Below are 21,960 nucleotides of genomic sequence, written 5' to 3'. Positions count from 1 at the left end.
AGATGAACCATGGAAGAAAACACGCTGACCACCATTGCCCAGGACATGCTCACCGAGGCGCGCGAGGCGTCCAGCGGGCGTTCCGCCCACCACCTCAACGGCGGCCGCGAGCACACGCTGCAGCAGACCATGATCGCGCTGGCCGAGGGCCAGGACCTCAAGGAACACGAGAACCCGGGCGAGGCCACGATCCAGGTGATCACGGGCCGGGTGGAGCTCGTCGCCGGCGACGAATCCGTGCAGCTCGGTCCTGCCCAGTACGCCGTGATCCCGCAGCAGCGTCACTCTCTGCACGCGCCCGAGGACTCCGTGGTGCTGCTGACGCTCGTGAACAAGGGCTAGTCCACGGCCACGTCCAGACCCAGGTCCAATGCGCGCACCGAATGGGTGAGCGCGCCCACGGAGATGACATCCACGCCGGTGGAGGCCACCCTGCCGATGGTCTCCAGCGTGATGCCACCGGACGCCTCCACGATGGCGCGACCGTCCACCACGGCCACGCCGCTGATCAGGTCCGAGTGGGCGAAGTTGTCCAGCATGATGGTGTCCACCCCGCCGGCCAGGACGTCCTCGATCTGATCGAGCCGGTCCACCTCAACCTCAACGTGCGTGGTGTGCGGCAGCTTCTTGCGCAGTTCGCGCAGCGCGTGGGTCACGGAGGTACCGTCCGCGGTGAGCACGGCCAGGTGGTTGTCCTTGAGCATCACGGCGTCCGAGAGGCCGAATCGATGATTGTTGCCGCCGCCGCACGTCACCGCGTGCTTCTCCAGCGCTCGTAGTCCGGGGGTGGTCTTGCGGGTGTCGGTCACGCGGGTGCGCGTGATGGTCCCGGCGGGCAGGTTGTTGGCGCGTTCCACCTCTGCCACGGCCTTCTCGACCTCGGCCACGTACCGGGCGGTGAGCGTCGCGATCCCGGACATCCGCTGCACGAGGTTCAGCACGGTGCGTTCGGCGCTCAGCAGTGGTCGCGCCGGGCCGGTGATGGTCGCGATGGCGGTTCCGGGGGTCAGCGGGTCACCATCGCATACGTGGAGCGTGACCTCCAGGCCCGAGTCCGCCGTGGCGAAGCCGGTCCGGATGATCTCTTCTCCCGCGAAAATTCCTGCTTCCCGCGAGGTGATCGTGGTGGTGGCGGTCGCCGCGGCAGGGATCACGAGCTCGGAGGTGATGTCACCCCACGGCGCATCCTCGGCCAGGCTCGCACGAATCACGACTTCAACGGCTGAGCGCGTCAGCATGGTCTGTCCTTTCGGGGGTGGGTGCTGCGGATCCGGAGGCGATCCATGCGGTGCTCGTGGCCAGGCGGGGGTCGGTGGCCGGGTGGTCCACGCGCTGATGGGCCCCGCGGGATTCGGTGCGAGCCAACGAGGCGCATACGAGCGCGTGCCCCACGGTCAGGAGGTTCCGGTCCTCCGCTTCAGCCAGGGTTCCAGGGGCCGCCGCCGTATCCTCCTCGTCCGACGACGACGCCGCGAGCCAGCCTTCCAGCCGCGCCTTCGCCCGTTTGAGGCCCTCGGCGGTGCGGAACACCCCGGCGCCCTGCCACATGGCTTGCTGCAGGCCTGCGCGGGAGAACGGTTCGGCGCCGGCCGAGTCCGTCGGGGACGGTTCCCTTCCCGTGGAATACGGCCTGGTGCTGAGCAGCGGGTCGTTTCGGTCTGCCAGGCGGGGCTGGACGTGGGCCGTTGCCTCATCGAGCACGCGCGGTTCCGGTTCGCTGCAGAGGGCCACGGGCGACGCGTCCGCGGGTTCCCCCGGACCGGCGAGCAGTTCGCCGATCCTGCGGCCGAGGACCGTGGCTTCCAGCAGGGAATTCGAGGCCAGGCGGTTGGCCCCGTGCATGCCGGTGCGGGCACATTCCCCGGCGGCCCACAGTCCGGGAACAGTGGTGCGGCCCAGCGCATCGGTGGCGATGCCACCCATGAGGTAGTGCGCGGCGGGGCTCACGGGGACCCACTCGGTGGACCAGTCGATGCCTCGCCTCGCGAGTTCGGCGTGGATGGACGGGAACCGGCGGGCCAGGAACTCGGCGCGGGTCAGCCCGGGCGGGACGGGGATCGTGGAGCAGTCCAGGTATGCGGCGCCACCGTCGGATGCCGTGCGCGCCGCGAAGACCGCGCGCGCCACCACGTCCCGGGGAGCGAGTTCCGCGCGGGGGTCCACATCGGTCATGAAGCGGTGGCCGTGCTGATCGCGCAGTACCGCTCCCTCACCGCGGACCGCCTCGGAGATCAGGAACGAACCCGGAGCGGCCATTGCGGTGGGGTGGAACTGGAAGAACTCCAGGTCACGCACCTGGGCACCGGCGCGCAGGGCCAGTGCGATGCCGTCCCCGGTGGCCACCTGGGGATTGGTCGTCCACGGATACAGCTGACCCGCGCCACCCGTGGCGAGCACCACGTGGTCCGCGGGGAGGAACTCCTCGTCGCCCAGTTCTCCGCCGTGGAGAACCGGGCGGACGGTGCAGCCCACGACCCGGTCACCGACCACGATGACGTCCGTGACCAGTGTGTATTCGCGCAGACGGATATGTCCCCCGTGGGCCATCTCGCGTGTCCGAGCGGACAGGGCCTCCTGGATCGCGTGTCCCGTGGCGTCGCCCCCGGCATGCAGGATGCGCGAGATGCTGTGCGCAGCCTCCAGGCCCTGCACCCACGGGGAGTCGGGGCCGGCCACGTGGTCGAAGGCGACGCCGTGGTCTGTGAGGTCGCGAACAGCCGCGGCGGAGTCCCGGATGACCCCGTGCACCACCAGCGGATCACACAAGCCCGCACCAGCCACCAGGGTGTCCTGGACGTGCAGCCGTACCGAATCCGCGGGGTTTCCGCCGGGGAGGGAGCCGGTCATCGCGGCCATCCCACCTTGGGCGCGATCGGTCGCGGTGTGGGTGAGTGCGGCCTTGGTGGCCACGGTGACGCGGGCACCGGCCTCCGCCGCGGACAAGGCCGCGCTGAGACCGGCGACCCCGGTGCCGATGACCAGGACGTCAGTCATGCCTCACGCCCTCGGGACGGCGGCGAGCATGCGTTCGAGAGCTACGGACGCCTCCCGTGCGACGTCCTCGGCCACGGACACCTGATTGATCACGCGACCGGCCACGAGTTCCTCCAGGACCCACGCGAGGTAGCCCGGGTGGATGCGGTACATCGTGGAGCACGGGCAGATCACGGGATCCAGGCAGAAGATCGTGTGCTCGGGATGCTCCGCGGCCAAACGGTTGACCATGTTGATCTCGGTACCGATCGCGAACGTCTGCCCCGGCTCCGCGGCCTCCACGGCCTTGCGGATGTGGTCGGTGGAGCCCGAGGAATCGGCGGCGTCCACGACCTCCATGGGGGACTCGGGGTGCACGATCACGGTGCAGCCGGGGTATTCCGCGCGGGCCTTCTCGATCTGGCCCACGGTGAAGCGCTTGTGGACGGAGCAGAAGCCGTGCCACAGGATCACGCGGGAATCCTGGAGGACCTGCGCGGTGTTGCCGCCCAGCTCCCTGCGGGGATCCCACAGGGGCATGTGCTCCAGCGGCACACCCATGGCCTTGGCGGTGTTGCGACCCAGGTGCTGGTCCGGGAAGAACAGCACGCGCTGGCCGCGGCCGAAGGCCCAGTCCAGCACGGTCCGCGCGTTCGAGGACGTGCACACGATTCCGCCGTTGCGACCGCAGAACGCCTTGAGCGCGGCGGACGAGTTCATGTAGGTCACGGGGATCACGGAGGCGAGCGGCTCGCCGTCCTCGCCCATGATCGTCCGGCCGTGGGCGTCCGTGGCGTGGGGGCCGAACACGTCCATGAGATCCGCCCAGCACTCCTCCACGGAATCCGCGTCCGCCATGTCCGCCATGGAGCACCCCGCAGCGGGATTGGGAAGGATCACGGACTGGCCGCCCCGGGAGAGGATGTCCGCCGTCTCGGCCATGAAGTGCACACCGCAGAACACGATGGCTTCCGCCTCCGGGTGCGCCTTGGCCTGCTGCGCGAGCTGGAACGAATCACCGATGAAGTCCGCGTGGTTGACCACTTCGTCCCGCTGGTAGAAGTGCCCCATGACGACGGCGCGCTCACCCAGAGTCTTCTTGGCCGCCGTGATCATGGCGTCCAGTTCCTCGGGGGAGGCATCCCGGTAGCGCTGCGGAATGGTGGGCTGCGCGGGGGAGCCGGCCGGAGCGGCGTCGTCCTGGGAAGCACCCGGGCCGTAACCCGCCGAGAGCGGGGCGGGGAACTCCCACGGGTCCTGGGTGAGAGCGGCGTTGCACGAACCGCCCTCAAGGGTCGCCGCGGTGCCGGATGGGCGGGTGGGTAGCAGCGTGAGTCGGGTGGCCACGGAGGTCATGGGGTCTCCTCGGTACGGTTTGACGGGGATGGGCGGAAGAGTCCGGGCGGTTCGGCCGCCGCGAAGCGGTACAGCGTGGGAGGGCGGTGCCGGGCGCCGGCGAGGCGCTCGCCGGTGTCTCGGAGCTGGCCGGAGGACAGGACGTGGCGCCGGAAATTGGGGGGATCCAGGGCTTTGCTGATGATGGCTTCGTGCACCTCGCGCAGGGCCGCGATCGTGAACGTCTCCGGCAGGAACGCCCGGGCCACGGTTGGCTCGGCGATGCGACCGCGCAGGTGTTCCAGGGCGTGGGCCACGATGAGTGAGTGGTCGAACGCGAGGTCCGGCAGGTCGGTGACGCGCAGCCACGTGACGTTGAGGTCGTTCTCGCCCATCGCGGCCTCTTGTGGCGGGAGGGAGGCCCAGTAGACCACGGTGACCTGGCGTTCTTCGGCCCCGGCGGAGCGGGTCAGCCCGCCGAACGTGGCCAGTTGTTCCAGGTGGGTGGGGGCCAACCCGGTGGTCAGGGTGAGGCTGCGCAGGGCGGAGTCCTCGAGATCTTCAGTGGATCGCAATGGACCGCCCGGCAAAGCCCACATGCCGCGGTAGGGATCGCGAATCCGGCGGACCAGGGGTAACCACAGCTCGTGGGCACTGTTCTCGCCCGTGGGGCGGACCGTGAAGATCACCGTGGACACGGCCAGCAGCACGCGCTGATCGGTCATGGCGGCTCCCCGGTCTTCGACGCCCCGCGGGGCCGGATCGTTAGTGTCAAGATGACTCTAACTTGCTAAAGTCGTTATGACCATAAGTGCGACGGGATGCTTCACCCAGCAGGGAGCAGGGCGGTCCACCGAGCGGGGGTCCCGTTCCCCGGGGATGCCAGGAGACCATCGGGTGCGGGAGTGTGTCGGCGGGCCCGGCTTGCCGCGCGCCGTCGCCGACGCCGTCGGGGCGAGGGGTCGAACGCTCGGGATGCCTGCTACCGTGTGCCGTCGCGGTTGCCGTCGTCCCCCACGGCCGTCGAGTCCGTCGCGTTGGAGGTGGCCCCACCGCGCCGTAGCTGGCGTCCAGGTCCGAGTGTTCGACGCCGGCCCGGGAGAGGATCTCGCGACCGTAGCGGACTGCTTCAACAACCATTCCGCCGTTGGCCACCACGGCGGCGGTGATCCGTGCCGCGAAGTCCACGGCGAGCACGTCCGTCCCGGGGCCGTGGGACTGGGATGTGTGCTGGGTGCTCACGGGTGGACCGTCCTCGGACTCGCGGGTGATGGATGTGGCCGGTGGTGGGTGTTGCTGATGGTGGGTGCCGCTGGTCAGCCTCATTCAGGGCGGGGAGGCCGGACCCCGCAGTGGGCGCGGTAGGGTCACACGTGCACCGCCGCATGGAAAGGATATGCCCGGGTGAACGCAACCAATCCCTCCGAGTTGGTTCTCACCGGCGAGTTCCGGGAAGCCCTGCAGCGTCTGCACCACGGGGAGAGCGTGTTCCTCACGGGCAAGGCCGGGACCGGTAAGTCCACCCTGATCCGGGAGTTCATGGCCCACACCCGGCGCAACGTGGTGGTCGTGGCACCCACGGGTATCGCGGCGTTGAACGTGGGCGGGTACACGATCCACCGGTTGCTCTCGTTGGCCCCGGGGATGTCCCCGGAGGAGGTGCGGCGCGGGCGGTACTACCCCGGCCGGTTCGCGGCCACCCTGCGCGAGTTGCACACGCTGATCGTGGACGAGGCGTCCATGGTCCGTGCGGATCTCTTCGACTGCCTCGTGGCCGCCCTGGAACGTTTCGGCCCCAAACCCGGGCGCAAGTACGGCGGTGTGCAGCTGGTGTTGGTGGGGGACCTCTACCAGTTGCCGCCCGTGGTCACAGATCACGAACGCGAGTACTTCGCGACCCGCTACTCCACCCCGTACTTCTTCTCCGCGGACACCTACCACCGGGACGACTTCGCCACGGTGGAACTGACCACAGTGTTCCGTCAGCTCGGGGACGACCGTCTCGTGGACATCCTCAATGCCGTGCGGGAGGGTGCGCTGCTCGAGGAGGCCCGCCGGGAGCTCAACGCCCGCACCGACCCGGACTTCACCCCGCCCATCGACGAGTTCTGGCTGACCCTGACCACGACCAACCGGATGGCCACGTCCCGCAACCGCGGGATGCTCGAGCAGATCCCCGAGCCGGCCGTGCACCACTCCGCGATCCTCACGGGGCAGCTGGACGGGTTCGAGATCCCCGTGGACCGGGAGCTCGTGTTCAAACGCGGCGCGCAGGTCATGATGCTCACCAACGATCCCTCCGACCGGTGGGTCAACGGCACGATCGCCAAGGTGGCCGACCACTTCTGGGAGGACGGCGAGCTCATCGTGTACATCGAGCTCCCCGACGGTCACCTGGCCAAGGTCGAACCCAACCTGTGGGAGGTGACGCGGCCCGCCGTCGAACACGGAACGCTGCGCCACGACGTGATCGGGACGTACACGCAGCTGCCGTTCCGTCTCGCGTGGGCGGTGACCATCCACAAGAGCCAGGGGCAGACGCTCGACAATGTGGTGGTGGACCTGACCGGGGGCACGTTCGCCGACGGCCTGGAGCTGAGCACCCTGGTCAACCCCACGCGGGACATGGGGGACGCGCGCAGCGCATACGGGATCACCGCGGGCCAGGTCCAGCTCGCGCCCCTGCTCACGGACGCGTGGGCCGCGCTCGCCCCGCACCTCGCGGGTCGCGTGCCCGTGGGTGCGGACATCGACCGCCAGCTCGGGTACCTCGATCACGAGCTCAAACGCACGGGGTACGTCACGCACATGCCCCTGGGGTACGACGTCGCCGCGGGGCGGGTCTCCGCCCAGCAGCGCCGCGGTCTCGGGGCGGCGACGGCGCTCGAACGGGCCCGCGCGGTGCGTGAGATCGCGGCTTCGTCGGGCGTCGCGGAGGGACTGGCCGATCCGTTCCCCGAAGCTCAGGACCGGCCGGGCTATCTCATGCCCCGGCCGGACGGTGTCACCGGGTTCACCGTGCGGTGCAGTGCGGATACCGCGGGGCACCCGGGTGCGGTACTCGCCGAGAAGTTGCGGGAGGCCGGGGAGCGCGGGCGGCTCTCCGCGCAGAGCCTCGCGGTGGTGCGCGCCGTGGAGGAGCACACGGGTGAGTACATCCTGGACGGGTCGGCCGATGCGGCTCGGGGGATCGAGGCCGTCCTGGTGCCGGGTGCGCGGATCTGTTTCACCGGAACGGTGATCGGCCCCGACGGGCGGGAGGTCTACCGGGAGGACCTCGAGGACATGGCCGTGGAGCGTGGGCTGCAGCCGGTGGCCAACGTGACCAAGACCCGCTGCGACGTCCTGGTCACCGCGGAGGACGGCTCGCAGTCGAACAAGGCCAAGAACGCCGCGAAGTGGGGCAAGCCGGTGTTCACCGCCCGGGAGTTCACGGCGTGGTGGCGGGGTGAGCCCGCCTCCGCCGGACCGGAGTCGGCCGCGGAAGCGGGCGTGGTGATCCGCCCACTGATCGACCCGGCCGGCTGAACCGGGTTACCTGGAACCGGTGGCCACGGGATCCGTGGTGACCGCAGCGGCGTCGTCGGGCAGGACCGTGCGCTCGCGGCCCTTGCCGCGCACGAACGCGAAGAACACCGCCGTCATGATGACGAGCCACGCGAGCCCGGCGCTCAGGGCGATGCGGGTGTCCGGGGTGAAGGCGAGCAGCACGATCACGAACGCCATGAACGCGAGTGCCGCGTACGTGCTCACGCGACCGCCGGGCAGGGGGTAGGAACTGTGCGGGGCGCCGGCGCGGGCGCGCTCGCGGGACATGCCCAGGTGGGAGACCAGGATCATGATCCACACCCACACGGTCGCGAACGTGGCCAGGGACGCGATGATCAGGAACACGTTCTCCGGGATCACCGCGTTGAGCACCACACCGATCAACAGCACCACGGCCATGAGCGCCACGGTGAGGGTGGGCACGCCGCTGCGGCCCACATGGGTGAACGCGCGCGGCGCGTGACCCTGCTGCGCGAGCCCGTAGACCATGCGCCCGGAACCGAAGATGTCCGAGTTGATCGCGGAGATCGCCGCGGTGATGATCACCGCGTTGAGGATGTGGGGTGCGAACGGGATGCCCAGGGAGTCGAAGATCTGCACGAAGGGGCTGACCTCGCCGGTGACCTCGTTCCACGGGAAGAGGCTCATGAGCACGAACAGGGTCAGCACGTAGAACAGCAGGATCCGCACGGGCACCGTGTTGATCGCGGCGGGGATGGTCTTGGCGGGGATCCGGGCCTCACCGGCGGTGATGCCGATGGTCTCGATCCCGCCGAACGCGAACATCACCACGGAGAAGGACAGCAGCAGACTCGTGAACCCGTTGGGGAAGAGACCGCCGTGATCCACCAGGTTGTGCAGCCCGGGCGGGGTGTCGGAGGGGACGGCGAAGCCGAAGAGCAGGATCGCGAAACCGCCCACGATCATGAGGATGATGGCCGTGACCTTCACGACCGAGAGCCAGAACTCCAGCTCACCGAAGATCTTGACGTTGAGAAGGTTCAGCCCGGTGATCAGCAGCACGATGGCCAGCACCCAGATCCACTGGGGTGTGTCCGGGAACCAGAACTGCATGTAGATGCCGAACGCCGTGACGTCCGCGAGGGCCACGATCGCCATCTCGAACACGAACGTCCACCCTGTGATGAAACCGGCCAGGGGACCCAGGTAGCGGCCGGCGTACTGACCGAAGGACCCCGAGACGGGGTGGAGCACGGCCATCTCACCGAGCGCACGCATCACCAGGAACACCACGGCCCCGCCCACGATGTACGCGAACAGCACCGCGGGGCCCGCGGTCTGGATGGCCGAGGCCGAGCCGTAGAACAGCCCCGTCCCGATCGCCGAGCCGAGGGCCATGAAGCGGATGTGGCGCACGGTCAGTCCGCGTTTGAGGGCGGCGGGGAATTCGCTCACGGGCGGTCCTTCTCGAGGGTTACCAGGTGGTGGCCGGGGCACCGCGCACCAGGGGCGGCCGGATCCGGGCCTCTAGGAGATTACACCGGGCGCGTACCCGCCCCGGCTCGTGGGGCGAGGATGAACGGGGTGCGCGCCAGGATGCAGGTGCGCCGGCGGAACAGGACGTCGGTGTATCGGTGACAAAGGTGCGCCACGTCACCACTGCTGCGCCGTAATCACGTGTCATGGCCCCGCGATTGCGTACGTTGGGCGCAGCACGACTCCGCCGGCAGAACGGAACCAGAGATGTCCTCGTCCACGCCCCGTGCCCGCTCGCACGGCACACAGAAGGGGACCGGTGGTCTGCTCCGGGTCCTGAACTGGATCGAGTGGGTGGGCAACAAGCTTCCCGACCCGTTCTGGCTGTTCCTCCTGCTCGCGGGGGTCGTGATCCTGCTCAGCTGGATCCTCTCCGCCGTGGGACTCAGCGCGGTCAACCCCGCCACGGGCGAGACGGTGGCGGTCACCAACCTGTTGGCCCCGGACGGGCTGCGCAAGATGGTCGCGGAAGCGGTCACGAACTTCGTGGAGTTCCCGCCCCTGGGGCTCGTGGTCGTGATCCTGTTGGGCGTGGCCGTGGCCGAACATTCCGGAATGCTCTCCGCGGCGCTGCGCGGCTCGGTGTCCCGCGTGGGTCCCAAGTGGCTGACCTTCGTCCTGGCACTCACGGGCATCATGGGGTCCATCGCCTCGGACGCGATGTACGTGGTGCTGATCCCCCTGGGTGCGCTCGCGTTCAAGGCCGCCGGCCGGTCCCCGGTCGTGGGGCTCGTGGTGGCGTTCTGCTCGGTCGCGGCGGGCTTCAACGCGTCCCTGTTGCCGACGGCGTCGGACGCCCTCCTGGGTGGCATCACCACCGCCGCCGCGGGGCTGATCGACGACAGCGTGATCGTCACCCCGGTCTCCAATTACTTCTTCACCTTCGTGTCGTCGCTCGTGCTCGCGGCGATCATCACCCTGGTCACGGAGACCGTGCTCGCCAAACGCGGTGCGGCGCTCGAGGAGGACACGGATACCAAGCAGCAGAACATGGGGGACTTCGAGGACATGCGCCTGAAGCCCCGCGAGAAGCGGGGTCTGCGCAACGCCGGCATCGCGTTCGCGATCATGCTCGTGATCTATCTCGCGGTCCTGCTGATCCCCGGCTCACCCCTGCGCGCGGAGGACGGTTCCGTGCTGATGTCCCCGCTGCTGCTCAACGTGGGCATCGTGATCGCGGTGATGTTCGCCGTCGTCGGCTGGATCTACGGACGGGCCGCCGGGACCATGACCGAGGCGCGACAGATCCCCGAGGCCATGGCCACGGGACTGACCACCGTGACCCCCGTGCTGGTGCTGTTCTTCGCCGCGGCCCAGTTCACCGCGTACTTCCAGTGGTCCGGGATCGGTCCCGTCCTGGCGATCTACGGCGCGGACTTCATCGGCTCGCTGGGACTGCACCCCATCCTCACGTTCACAGGGATCGTGGCGATCGTGGCCGTGATGAACCTGCTCATCACCTCGGGCTCGGCGCAGTGGACCCTGCTGGCCCCGGTGATGGTGCCCATGCTCATGCTGCTCGACGTCTCACCGGAGATGACCCAGGCGTTGTTCCGGATCGGGGATTCCCCCACCAATGTGATCAGCCCCGTGAGCCCGTACTTCGCCCTGGTCCTCGGGTACCTGCGCCGCTACCAGAAGGAAGCGGGCGTGGGCACGCTCATCTCCCTGGTGCTGCCGGTCTCGATCGCCATGCTCATCGGCTGGTTCCTGCTGTTCATCGTGTGGTACCTGCTGGGTCTGCCGCTGGGCCCGCAGGACCTCTGAGGCCCGGCATATCGGCCCGTGCGTGAACGGCGCCCCCTTCCCAACGTGTGGGAAGGGGCGCACGGTCACTGCTCAGTCGTTGGCGTTGATCGTGAGCTCGTCCCCGGACACGCTCACGGTCCCGTAACCGGAGACGCTCGAGGTGGTGTCCCGGTCAGTCCAGTCGGCGGGCTCGTCGTCGTACTCCTCGTTGTACTGGTAGTCCAGCCGCACCTCGCCGGAGCGGTCGGTCGTGAAGGTCGCCTGGTTCCCGTACGAGGACACCGAGTAGGTGGGGTAGCGCTGGATGCTCCACTGGGGATTGCGGTAGTCCTCGTCGTCACCGTAGATCGAGTACCCGAACGGGCAGCCCTCGGGCTCGAACTCCGTGCTCTGGGCGCACCTGTCCAGGGTCGCGTTGAGCTGCTTGGTCAGGTCCTCCTCCAGGGCGGGCGTGAAGGACGGCTGGAAGGACATCACGGGCGCGGAGGACGGCGAACCGGCGCGGATCTCCGCCACCTGGTTCCCGCCGTACGTCACGTACTTGCTCGAGGAGCTCACACCCACGGCGTAGTCACCGGGCAGCACCGTGTACTCCACGGTGTGGGGCTGGCCCTGCGTGTCCACGGACACCTTCTTCCCGTTGACGTCGAGCTCACCGACTCCCGCGGGCACCTCCACGGTGAGCGCCTGGTAGAGAGGCACCCCCGCGCTCTCGTCCACGCGCCACGACTTGAACAGGCCGTTCCGGGAGTCACTGACCATGGGCAGCGCCACGGGCGTGGTGACGCCGTCCTGGGTCACGGTCGCGTTGACCGTGGCGCGGTCCCCGTCGATGGTCGTGTCCTTGATCTCGTACGAGGAGATCCGGTTCTGCGCCGCGCCGTAGACGTCGTCGGTGAGCAGGGCGCGCTGGCCGCTGCTGACGTTGGGATTCGCGATCTCCGCGGCGTGGGTGGCGTTGCCATCCGTAACGGAGCGCAGCAGGTCCTCGGCTTGGTTGTCCGGGCCGAACACGGTGCGGCTCAGCACGGAGAACACCACGGTCGCGAGCACGGCCAGCAGGATCAGGGTGCCCACGATGATCGCGATCAACCGGATCCGCTTCTTCGTCGCGGGGTCCATGGGGGCGCGCTGCGCCGGCATGCGCGTGGTCGCCCCGGGATCGTCGTAGCTCGGCAGCACCCGGGTCTCGTCGCCGCTCCCGGCGTGCGGTCCGGAGTAGGCCGCAGTCGCGTCCTGCAGGGCCGTCGTCGCCGTCGGTTCGGCGCTCGGGTGCTGCGCTGACGACGTCGTTGCGGGGGCTTCCGGAGCGGGCGTCGCCCGGGTGCCGACCCCGGCGAGTCCCGCACCCGCGAGTCCCGCGCCACCCATGGCGGCCGCGGAGGCCACCACGGCCGCCCGGCCCCGGGAGCGCTCCGAACCGCGCAGTCCGCGGGTCACCCGGCGCGGCAGGGTGTGCATGAACGCGGGCACCACCAAGCGGGCGAGCAGTTCGATGATCACGCCCCACACCAAGAACACGAGACACGTCCAGCCGGCCGGCCGCAGGCTGAACACCGCGTTGCTCGAGCCGACCATGCCCCCGGAGGCATATCCGCCCACGCGCAGCAACCACAGGGCCAGCAGGCCCAGCAGGAAGTAGGTGACGGGCAGCACCGTCCACGCCAGCGGGGTGCGCGCCACACGCTCGTCCAGGGGACGCACGTGCGCCCACGTGATGGCCGCACACACCGCGGACACGAGGGCCAGCAGGATGCACAGCACCACGGCCCACACGGGGACGGTACCTTCCGACCACAGGTAGAACGCGTCGGAGCGCCCGGTCAGTCCGGTGAGCGACGTCGCCGCCCCGCCCGCTGTGAGCGCGGACAGCAGCGAGAGGACGAATAGCCAGCCCACCGCGATCGGCAACCAGAACAGGGCGGAGAAGCCGGCGGGGGCGCCACCCTCGACGAACGCGTAGATCAGCAGCCCGAGTCCGGCCACGGTGCCGAACACCGAGAACTGGACGGCGATGGGCCGCAGCACCTGCAGCACGCCGGGGGTCGAACGTTCGGCGCCGACCACGATGCGTCCCGGGGAGACTTGGGTGGGGCGCGCGTTCAGGGCGGCCGCCACGCTCAGCAGGCCCACGAGGAACAGGACCGGGAAGAGGCCCCCGCCCAGGGCCGTGAGGCGCACGCGGATGTCCGAGGCGAAGAACGGCACGTCCAGGCGCAGCACCGTGAGGGCGGTGACGACCAGCGCCAGCGCGGCCCACGTCAGTCCGCTCACGGCGGCCATGAGCCACTGCACCCCGCGGGTCTCCACGCGCATGCGGGTGGAGAGCTTGCGTGCGATGAGCCACGCGGTGAGGATCCCGCACGCCAGGGCGAAGTACTGGGGGACGGTGATCCCGGCGGAGGCTCCCTCGCCCCCGAAGCTGAGGATGAGCCGCAGCGGGACCAGGGCCGCCATGGCCGCGAGCTGGAACGGGACGGACAGGATCCAGCGCAGCCCGGAGGTGTCGGTGTCCAGGCCCGTGGCGTTGCTGATCTCCTCGTTAAGGCGGTCGGTCGTGGATCCCCCGTCCGAGTCCCCCTGGAGGGCGAGCCCCAGGATGCTCAACACCAGGGCGATCACGATGCCCACCACGGTTCCCACGTAGCCGCCCACGCCCGCGAGCACGGGAACCCACCAGTGTCGCGCGGTCATCGTGGGCAGCGCCGCCGGGGGCCGGTGGCCCGCACCCCGGGCAGCAGCGGCGTCGTGCTGAGCGTCGAGGTCATGCTGGACTCCGGGGTCATGCCGCGCGGTTCCCGGTGATGTGGTTGCGGACAATTCTTCGGTGTCGTCGGGACCCGGTTCGCGGGCCTTGCCCGCCGGGTCGTGCGCCGATGAAGGCATTCGTTTCTCCCCAGAATCACGCGATGAAAGCCCAAGAACCCACCTGGGCAATTCCTGGATACCAGAAGAATGCGTACGGAAAGCGCCGGGCTATTCGATCGGGGGACAGGTTCGTGAATAAGTCAATATTTGACGTGTGCGCACGGGGCTCCGGCGAGGAGTACCGGGACGGCGGCGGGGCGTGTTCGGTGCGGCGTCATCATCCGGCCCCGCACATCACCGAGGGACGGGGCCCGTGACCGTAATGATGGAATGGGCCCATGAGTACCCCTCTGGAGGACTACGCACTGCTCGCGGACCTGCAGACCGGGCCGTTGGTGTCCCGGGACGGAAGCGTGGACTGGTTGTGCTTCCCGCGCTTCGATTCACCCGCCGTGTTCTGCGCCCTGCTGGGGGACGAGAGCAACGGGCACTGGAAACTCAGCGCCGTGGACGGACACGTGGTCTCCCGTCGCTACGTCCCGGACACCTTCGTGCTGGAGACCGAGTGGCGGACGCCCACCGGACGGGTGCGCGTGACCGACTTCCTGCCGCCCAGTGACGACCACGCGGATCTGGTGCGGCGCGTGAAGTGCTTCGAGGGCACCGCGGAGGTGGAGCACGATCTGCGGTTCCGCTTCGACTACGGCAAGGTCATCCCGTGGGTGCGCCGTGTGCAACTGGGCAACCAACGCCCCCGGCACCCGGATGAGGCGCGGTTGGGGGATTCCGCCACCGAACCCCACCCGGTGGGCGCGTCCGAGGAACCTGGCCGTGCGGCGTCGAACCCGGAAACGGTGACAGCCGGCGAGCGGCACGGCCGGCGCCCGGACTTCAAAAAGCTTCTACGGGAGATCTCCGCGCGCATCGCGCTCAGTACGTCTCGCGCGGACCACGGGCTGCTGGCCGTGGCCGGCCCGGACGCCCTGCTGCTCACGGGCCCGGACCTGGAGCCGTACGAGGAAGACGCGGAGGGCAATCCCGTGGAGGTGCTGCACCGTGAGCACGATCCCGGCAGCGACATCCGGGTGATGGAGGGGATCCGCCGGGGACACCGTGGCCGGTTCACGCTGCACGAGGGCGAGGGCATGGACTGGGTGCTCACGTGGAGCCACTCGTACGAAGAGCTGCCCGTCCCCGCGGACCCGGACAGCGCCCAACGGGCCACGGAGGACTTCTGGCGCGGCTGGGCCTCGGACGTGGAGTCCCGCGGCGAGTTCGACGGCGCGGTCTCCCGTTCCCTGCTCGTGTTGCGCGGACTCACCCACGCCCGCACCGGCGGGATCGTGGCGGCGGCGACCGCGGCGTTGCCCGAGGACTTCGGGGGCGAGCGCAACTGGGACTACCGCTTCACGTGGTTGCGGGACGCCGCCCTGACCATCGAGGTCCTTGTGGAACACCGGCACACGCACGGTGCGCTGCTGTGGCGTGACTGGTTGCTGCGCGCCGTGGCCGGGGACCCGCAACAACTGCAGATCATGTACGGCGTGGACGGGCGCCGGGACCTCGCTGAACGGGAGCTGGATCACCTCAGCGGCTACGAGAATTCGCGGCCCGTGCGGATCGGTAACGGCGCGGTGGCGCAGTACCAGGCGGATGTTGCGGGCGAGGTCATGATGGCCCTGGCCACCCTGCGGGACAACGGGGTGGAGGAGAACGACTACTCGTGGGGTCTGCAGTGCAACCTGTTGGGCTTTTGTGAGCTGCGCATGGACGAGCCGGACAACGGGATCTGGGAGATGCGCGGGGACACGCATTTCTTCACGCACGGCCGCGTGATGATGTGGGCCGCGTTCAACGAGGGCATCCGGGCCGTGACCGAACACGGGCTCACGGGGGACGTGGCGCACTGGAAAGAGATGCGCGATCGTTTGCACCGCGAGATCTGGGACAAGGGGTACAACCGGGACCTCGGGTACTTCACCCAGACCTACGACAACACGGAGGTGGACGCCTCCCTCCTGCAACTTCCGCAGACCGGGTTCATCGCGCCCGACCACCCCGCGATGCTGCGCACCGTGGGGCGGATCGAGCACGAGTTGCAGGGCGAGGAGGGGCAGGTGTGGCGCTACCGCACCACCGACGCGGGTACGTCCATGGACGGGCTGTCCGGGCGGGAGTGCCCGTTCCTGATCTGCACGTTCTGGCTCGTGGAGCAGTACGCGCGCTCCGGGCGCATTGAGGACGCCCAGCGGTTGATGCGCACCACCGTGGGTTTCGCCTCGGACCTGGGTCTGCTCTCCGAGGAGTACGACGTCGCTCAGCACCGTCTGGCGGGCAACTTCCCCCAGGCGTTCAGTCACTTGGGACTGATCCGCGCCGCGGACGCGCTGGAGGCCGCTCAGCGCGACTCCTGAGGGGAGTCGGGCCGAGCGGCCTCGGGCGGAGCTGCCCACCAGGGGTGGCTCAGGGTCGAGCGGCCCGGAACGATCGGCTCAGGTTTGGAGCCGGCTCACGCCGATCGGCTCGGGCTGAGAGTCAGCGAGCCCCGGTGAGCAGCGAGGTGTTCAGCATGAGGTTCGCCGAACCGTGCACGTTGTCGATCGTGCCGGGGATCGCGCTGGACTTGAGCGCGCGCTCCACCTCCGCCACGCCGGCGTTCGGGTGTTGCTCGAGGTACAGCGCCGCCGTGCCCGCCACGTGCGGGGTGGCCATAGAGGTCCCGGAGATCGTATTGGTCGCGGAGTCACTGGACGGCCAGGCCGAGGTGATGTCCGTGCCCGGGGCCAGGATGTCCACACAGGAGCCCCAGTTCGAGAAGCTCGAGAGCTGGTCGCGGCGATCCGTGGAGCCCACCGTGATGGCGGCGCTCGCGCGGGCCGGGGAGTAGTTGCACGCGTTGTTCGCGTCATTGCCCGCGGCCACGAGGGGCACCACGCCGGCGCTGATCATCCGGTTGATCGCGCTGTCCATGGCGGTGGAGACCCCACCGCCCAGGCTCATGTTGGCCACGGCCGGACCGTTGACGGTGGAGGAGACCCAGTCCATGCCCGCCACGATGCCGGCGGTGGAGCCGATGCCGTCACAGCCCAGCACGCGCACGGGCATGATGTTCGTGGACTTGGCCACGCCCTAGGTGGACCCACCCACGGTGCCGGCCACGTGGGTGCCGTGACCGTTGCAGTCGCCGCTGCCGTAACCGTCGTCGATCGCGGTCACACCGGGGGAGACCCGGCCGCGGAACTGGGAGTGGGTGGCGCGCACGCCCGTGTCGATCACGTAGGTCGTGACACCCGCGCCGGTGGCCGAGTAGTTGTAGGTCCCGTTGAGCGGCAGGTCCTTCTGGTCGGAGCGGTCCAGGCCCCACGTGGCGTTGGACTGGGACGCGGTGGCCTTGACGGTCTTGTTCTTCTCCACGACCGCCACGCCCGGGTCCGCGTTGAGGGTCTTGACCTGGGCGGGGCTCAGGTCAGCGGTGAAACCACCGATGGTGTTGAACTGCTGCTTGACCTTGTCGCCCTTGGACTGCCACTTGTCCACCTGCTTCTGGGTGGCCTTGGCCACGGCCGTGCGGGCCGCCCTGCTCGCCGGACCGGCGGGCGCCTTGCTGGCGGCCGACAGTTCCAGCATGACCACGTACTCGCCGCCGGACACGTCCAGGACCTTGGCCCCCTGGTTGATGGAGTTCTGCGCGGACGCGTTTTCCGCCGGGGTGTTGGCGGGTGCCGCGATGCCCGGGGAGACCGTGCCCAGGACGACAGCGGCCGCGGCGGCCGTGGCGAGGAATGCGTTTCTCTTGCTCATGGAGGGAATCCTTCGTTCGGTGGTCAACCGAGATCCGAGGAAACGAGCCCGTGGATTTCGTGAACGACCAGAGTGACGAGAAAGTGCCGTTTCCCGTGCACGAGAAACGGGGGCGACGGGACAGAGGGCGCATCCCAGTACCGCATGAACGACCGTTTCCGCACGTCCAGGCCGGGTTCTCGAATGCGATTTCACCGTAATCGGATCGTTATCAAGTGAACAATGGCCAAACAGCCAGACTCTCAAAAACACGTGTCACCTATTTATTCGGCGGCTCGGCCGCGCTCGTCATGGGCTCCTCACCCCTTCGACAGTTGCCCACTATGTGAGACTCACGTACCTTGGGTGTGTTCCGCGCGACCCATCCGCGTCGCGCGGCCGCCCGGCTCCGCACGGCCCCACCAGGCCGCTTCCCGGAGCCCGACAGTGGGGAGACCGCGACGTGGCACTCAGTGCTCTGGATTTGTTCTCGGTGGGTATCGGACCGTCGTCCTCCCACACGGTGGGGCCCATGCGGGCCGCACGGCTCTTCGTGGCCGGGCTCGCCGCCGACGCCCTGCTGGAGTCCGTGACCCGGGTCCACTCCCAGCTCTTCGGCTCCTTGGGGGCCACCGGGTGGGGCCACGGATCGGACAAGGCCGTGGTGCTGGGGCTCATGGGCGAGGACCCCGAGACCGTGGACACGGACCTCGCGGACCAGAAGGTCGCGCTCGCGGGAGAGAAAGGGCAACTGCTGCTCGGGGGCACACACCCCGTGACCTTCGACCGTTCCCATGACGTGATCATGCACCGCAGGAAGTCCCTGCCCACCCACCCCAACGGGATGAGCTTCACCGCCTACGACGCCGCCGGCGAGGTCATCCGCGAACGGATCTACTACTCCGTGGGCGGCGGTTTCGTGGTGGACGAGTCCGCGAGCGGTGCGGACAAGGTGGTCGCGGACAGCACCCCCGTGGCCTACCCGTTCAGCACGGGTGATGAATTGTTGGCCATCTGCGAGACCGAGGGTCTGAACATCGCCCAGATCATGGCCGCGAACGAGCTGTCGTGGCGGCCCGCGGAACAGACCCGGGAGCAGCTGCTGCACATCTGGTCCGTAATGCAGGAATGTGTGGAGAACGGGTGCACGCGCGAGGAGAAGACCCTGCCCGGGGGACTGAAGGTGCGCCGTCGTGCGCCGGAGATGCGCAAGCGTCTGCTCGCCAAGGAACCCGGCAACGACCCCCTCTACGGCATGGACTGGGTCAACCTGTACGCGCTCGCGGTCAACGAGGAGAACGCGTCCGGCGGGCGGATCGTGACCGCCCCCACGAACGGTGCGGCGGGGATCATCCCCGCGGTGCTGCATTTCTACACGCGGTTCATGGTGGACGTGTGCGACGACAAGATCGTCGACTTCCTGCTCACCGCCGCGGCGATCGGGATCGTGATCAAGGAGAACGCCTCGATCTCCGGCGCCGAGGTGGGTTGCCAGGGCGAGGTGGGATCGGCGTGTTCCATGGCGGCCGCCGGCCTGTGCGCCGTGCTGGGCGGGAGCCCGCGGCAGGTGGAGTGCGCCGCGGAAATGGGGGTCGAGCACAACCTCGGGCTCACGTGCGACCCCGTGGGCGGGCTCGTGCAGATCCCGTGCATCGAGCGCAACGCGATCGCGAGCGTCAAGGCCATCAACTCCGCCCGGCTGTCCATGCAGGGGGACGGGACCCACAAGGTCTCCCTGGATCAAGTGGTCAAGACCATGCGGGAGACCGGCGCGGACATGAAGATCAAGTACAAGGAGACCTCGCGCGGCGGCCTCGCGGTCAACGTGATCGAGTGCTGACGGGCACAATGGGGGCGTGAGCACCTCGATCCTCCTCCTCGCGGACACCCACCTGCCGAAGCGGGCCAAGGCCCTCCCGGACCAGGTGTGGCGCGAGGTCGACGCCGCGGACGTGGTGCTCCACGCCGGTGACTGGGTGGACCTGGCCACGTTCGAGGCCCTTGAGCAGCGCTCCCGGAAGCTGATCGCGGTGTGGGGCAACAACGACGGCCCCGAGTTACGCGAACGCATGCCTGAAACCGCATACTGGGAACTCGAGGGGGTGCGGTTCGCCATGACGCACGAGACCGGCGCCTCAAGCGGACGGGAGCGGCGTATGGACCGGGCGTTCCCGGACATCGACGTCCTGGTCTTCGGCCATAGCCACATCCCGTGGGACACCGTGGCGCCCTCCGGGATGCGCTTGCTCAACCCCGGCAGCCCCACCGACCGGCGGCGCCAACCACACTGCACGTACATGCGCGCGGTCGCTGACGCGGGTGCCCTCACGAGCGTGGAGCTGGTCCGGTTACCGCCGCGCACCGTCTAGGGTGGGCGCATGAGGCTGTTCGCGGCTGTTCACCCCACCCGGGCCGCACGTGAGCACCTGGTCGGTGCATTGCGTGAGGTCCGTGAACTCACCGGCACCGCATTGCGCTGGGGCGACCCCGAGCAGTGGCACGTCACCCTTGCGTTCTACGGCGAGCAACCCGAGGCTGCGGTGCCGGAGCTCGAGGAGCTGCTGAGCGACGTCGCCCGGGACCACGCACCGCTCACTGTGTGCTTGCGAGGCGCGGGATCCTTCTCCGGCACAACCCTGTGGATGGGCGTGGGTGGTGCCTCGGACGCGCTCGTGGAGCTCATGCACGCGTGCTCGCTGGACCCTGAGGAGCGCGCAAGACAGCGCGCCCACCTCACGGTCGCGCGCATGTCCCGTGCCGAGCGCACGCGCAAGGCTCGCGAACGACGCCGCAGTTCACGCACCGTGGCGCGCCCCGGGCCCGAGCTCGCGCATGTAGTGCACGCGCTGTCCGTGTACGAGGGGCCCGCGTGGACCGTCAGCGAGCTCTCCCTGGTGTCCTCAGAGCTTGGCGAGGGCCGCAGCGGTGGTGCCCTGCACCGCACCGTGCAACGATTCCGGCTGTCGGAGCGCGTCGCCTCGGACGCCCCTGGGCGTATGCCTGAGGAAGGCTGCCGTTGACTGATTCGGTTCGTGGGGCACGCGCCGGCGCGTGGTTGTGGCTGCTCGTGGCGTGCGGGGTGTTGACCCAGGCCACCGTGAACCTGTTGCGACCGGTCACGTCCTACAAACTGCTCGCGCTGCACGCGGACTCGATCACGATCGGGTTGACCACGGCCGCGTACGCCCTGGTCCCGCTGCTCACCGCGGTGTGGCTCGGGCGGTACTCGGACCGCACCCGGCAATTGCGCGTGCTGACCCTTTCCGGGGTGTTTCTGCTGGTCGCCGGTGGGGCGCTGCTGGCGCTGTCACCCACGGTGTGGGCGGTCGTGGCCGCGAGCGCCGTGCTGGGCATGGGGCACCTGAGCTTCACGATCGGGGGTCAGACGGCGATCGCCCGTTACGCCGCGGACCGGGACCTGGACAAGGGGTTCGGGTGGTTCACCGCAGCGTTCTCCGCGGGGCAGATGATCGGCCCCGCCCTGGGCGGTTGGCTCGTGGGGCACAGCTCGTCCGCGACCTCCCCGGAGCGCCTCGCGGACGTGAACCAGGCACTGTGGATCGGTGCCGCGATCTCGCTCGCGGCCGTTCCGCTGTTGCTCCTGCGCGCCGGGACACCCGCGGGGGACGCCGCCCCGCCCCGCGCGGCCTCCGGTACTGCGGCGCGTTCCGAATCAGCCGACAAACCCACCATCGCTCGGGTGCTCAGGGTGCCACGGGTGGCGTCCCACATGCTCGCCGCATTGTCCCTGCTCGCGATGCTCGACATCCTCACCGCGTTCCTGCCGGTCATCGGGGAGGAGGCCGGTGTGGCTCCCGCGGTCGTGGGTCTGTTGCTCGGCGTCCGGGGTTTCGCATCCATTGCCTCCCGGTTGCTCCTGCCGTGGTTGTCCCAGCGGTTCTCGCGGCGGGGTCTGCTGCTGACATGTTTGTTCGGGGCCGGCATCACGCTGGTCATCCCACCGCTCGTGCTGGGGAACTTCTGGGTCGCGGCGTTCTTCCTGGCCGTGGGCGGATTCCTGTTGGGTCTGGGTCAGCCACTCACCATGACCATGATCACCACGTCCGTCCCGGGCAACTGGCGCGGCTCCGCCCTGGCGGTCCGGTTGACGGGTAATCGCCTGGGGCAGGTGATCCTCCCCCTGGTTGCGGGTGTCTTCGCGGCACCCCTGGGCCCGGCCACCGCGGTGTGGATGTGCTGCGGGGTGCTCTTGGCCAGCGGTGCGGAGAAGGCGTGGGGGGACCGCCGCGCGGACCGTTCGTGATGTGA

At 69.1% G+C, this 21,960-nt stretch carries 14 protein-coding genes and 1 pseudogene; 8 read left to right on the top strand and 7 right to left on the bottom strand.

Translation table 11 applies throughout. From position 1 onward, the window contains the following. The first annotated feature begins 9 nt into the window (after window positions 1-9). Entirely contained in the window at window positions 10-342 is a 333-nt protein-coding gene (locus Q9R22_RS02295) for a cupin domain-containing protein (RefSeq protein WP_131332090.1), read from the top strand. On the opposite strand, the gene nadC is transcribed toward Q9R22_RS02295, so the two are convergent. From nadC to Q9R22_RS02275, 4 genes are read right to left on the bottom strand one after another with little or no spacing between them, the layout of a single operon-like run. After that, a complete protein-coding gene (gene nadC / locus Q9R22_RS02290) occupies window positions 339-1,238 on the bottom strand; it encodes a carboxylating nicotinate-nucleotide diphosphorylase (protein WP_131332091.1) in 900 nt (299 codons plus the stop codon). The genes Q9R22_RS02295 and nadC overlap by 4 nt on opposite strands. Then, window positions 1,216-2,994, bottom strand: a complete 1,779-nt coding sequence (locus Q9R22_RS02285) for an L-aspartate oxidase (protein ID WP_131332092.1) — start codon at window positions 2,992-2,994, stop codon at window positions 1,216-1,218. The genes nadC and Q9R22_RS02285 overlap by 23 nt, the downstream gene beginning before the upstream one ends. 3 nt (window positions 2,995-2,997) lie before the next feature. Further along, window positions 2,998-4,329, bottom strand: a complete 1,332-nt coding sequence (gene nadA / locus Q9R22_RS02280) for a quinolinate synthase NadA (RefSeq protein ID WP_131332093.1) — start codon at window positions 4,327-4,329, stop codon at window positions 2,998-3,000. After that, a complete protein-coding gene (locus tag Q9R22_RS02275; RefSeq protein ID WP_131332094.1) occupies window positions 4,326-5,033 on the bottom strand; it encodes an NrtR DNA-binding winged helix domain-containing protein in 708 nt (235 codons plus the stop codon). Before Q9R22_RS02275 ends, nadA begins: the two co-directional genes overlap by 4 nt. Before the next feature lie 679 nt (window positions 5,034-5,712). On the opposite strand from Q9R22_RS02275, the gene Q9R22_RS02270 reads away from it, so the two are divergent. Then, a complete protein-coding gene (locus tag Q9R22_RS02270) occupies window positions 5,713-7,836 on the top strand; it encodes an AAA family ATPase (RefSeq protein ID WP_311254000.1) in 2,124 nt (707 codons plus the stop codon). A gap of 6 nt (window positions 7,837-7,842) precedes the next feature. Here Q9R22_RS02270 and Q9R22_RS02265 read toward each other — a convergent pair whose 3' ends face one another. Further along, entirely contained in the window at window positions 7,843-9,216 is a 1,374-nt protein-coding gene (locus tag Q9R22_RS02265; protein WP_311254040.1) for an amino acid permease, read from the bottom strand. A gap of 345 nt (window positions 9,217-9,561) precedes the next feature. Here Q9R22_RS02265 and Q9R22_RS02260 point away from each other — a divergent pair, with 345 nt between their 5' ends. Next, complete coding sequence (locus Q9R22_RS02260) at window positions 9,562-11,121, top strand: AbgT family transporter (protein ID WP_311253999.1); 1,560 nt, start codon at window positions 9,562-9,564, stop codon at window positions 11,119-11,121. 72 nt (window positions 11,122-11,193) lie between these two features. Here Q9R22_RS02260 and Q9R22_RS02255 read toward each other — a convergent pair whose 3' ends face one another. Next, on the bottom strand, window positions 11,194-13,989 hold the full coding sequence (locus Q9R22_RS02255; protein ID WP_311253998.1) for a hypothetical protein: 2,796 nt from the start codon (window positions 13,987-13,989) through the stop codon (window positions 11,194-11,196). Window positions 13,990-14,249: 260 nt separating this feature from the next. On the opposite strand from Q9R22_RS02255, the gene Q9R22_RS02250 reads away from it, so the two are divergent. Then, window positions 14,250-16,325: a glycoside hydrolase family 15 protein gene (locus Q9R22_RS02250; RefSeq protein ID WP_311253997.1), complete on the top strand. Its 2,076-nt coding sequence runs from the start codon at window positions 14,250-14,252 to the stop codon at window positions 16,323-16,325. A gap of 121 nt (window positions 16,326-16,446) precedes the next feature. Here the strand turns inward: Q9R22_RS02250 and Q9R22_RS02245 are convergent. Then, a pseudogene (locus tag Q9R22_RS02245) lies at window positions 16,447-17,538 on the bottom strand (S8 family peptidase). A gap of 616 nt (window positions 17,539-18,154) precedes the next feature. Here Q9R22_RS02245 and Q9R22_RS02240 point away from each other — a divergent pair. The 4 genes from Q9R22_RS02240 to Q9R22_RS02225 are packed head-to-tail and all read left to right on the top strand — an operon-like array spanning window position 18,155 to window position 21,955. Further along, window positions 18,155-19,531: an L-serine ammonia-lyase gene (locus Q9R22_RS02240; protein ID WP_311253996.1), complete on the top strand. Its 1,377-nt coding sequence runs from the start codon at window positions 18,155-18,157 to the stop codon at window positions 19,529-19,531. 16 nt (window positions 19,532-19,547) lie between these two features. Beyond that, window positions 19,548-20,060: a metallophosphoesterase gene (locus Q9R22_RS02235; RefSeq protein ID WP_311253995.1), complete on the top strand. Its 513-nt coding sequence runs from the start codon at window positions 19,548-19,550 to the stop codon at window positions 20,058-20,060. A 9-nt stretch (window positions 20,061-20,069) separates the two neighbouring features. Further along, window positions 20,070-20,711: an RNA 2',3'-cyclic phosphodiesterase gene (gene thpR / locus Q9R22_RS02230; RefSeq protein ID WP_311253994.1), complete on the top strand. Its 642-nt coding sequence runs from the start codon at window positions 20,070-20,072 to the stop codon at window positions 20,709-20,711. Further along, on the top strand, window positions 20,708-21,955 hold the full coding sequence (locus Q9R22_RS02225; RefSeq protein ID WP_311253993.1) for an MFS transporter: 1,248 nt from the start codon (window positions 20,708-20,710) through the stop codon (window positions 21,953-21,955). The genes thpR and Q9R22_RS02225 overlap by 4 nt, the downstream gene beginning before the upstream one ends. Window positions 21,956-21,960 lie beyond the last annotated feature (5 nt).

It is taken from the genome of Kocuria sp. PD6 (assembly GCF_031844145.1).
Classification (GTDB): Bacteria; Actinomycetota; Actinomycetes; order Actinomycetales; family Micrococcaceae; genus Kocuria; species Kocuria marina.
This window is presented reverse-complemented; position numbering and strand designations above follow the sequence as displayed.

Coding starts and splice junctions, on each gene's coding strand:
- Q9R22_RS02295 (WP_131332090.1), top strand. CDS start 10: ATGGAAGAAAACACGCTGACCACCATTGCCCAGGACATGCTCACCGAG.
- nadC (WP_131332091.1), bottom strand. CDS start 1,238: ATGCTGACGCGCTCAGCCGTTGAAGTCGTGATTCGTGCGAGCCTGGCC.
- Q9R22_RS02285 (WP_131332092.1), bottom strand. CDS start 2,994: ATGACTGACGTCCTGGTCATCGGCACCGGGGTCGCCGGTCTCAGCGCG.
- nadA (WP_131332093.1), bottom strand. CDS start 4,329: ATGACCTCCGTGGCCACCCGACTCACGCTGCTACCCACCCGCCCATCC.
- Q9R22_RS02275 (WP_131332094.1), bottom strand. CDS start 5,033: ATGACCGATCAGCGCGTGCTGCTGGCCGTGTCCACGGTGATCTTCACG.
- Q9R22_RS02265 (WP_311254040.1), bottom strand. CDS start 9,216: ATGGCCCTCGGCTCGGCGATCGGGACGGGGCTGTTCTACGGCTCGGCC.
- Q9R22_RS02260 (WP_311253999.1), top strand. CDS start 9,562: ATGTCCTCGTCCACGCCCCGTGCCCGCTCGCACGGCACACAGAAGGGG.
- Q9R22_RS02255 (WP_311253998.1), bottom strand. CDS start 13,989: ATGCCTTCATCGGCGCACGACCCGGCGGGCAAGGCCCGCGAACCGGGT.
- Q9R22_RS02250 (WP_311253997.1), top strand. CDS start 14,250: ATGAGTACCCCTCTGGAGGACTACGCACTGCTCGCGGACCTGCAGACC.
- thpR (WP_311253994.1), top strand. CDS start 20,070: ATGAGGCTGTTCGCGGCTGTTCACCCCACCCGGGCCGCACGTGAGCAC.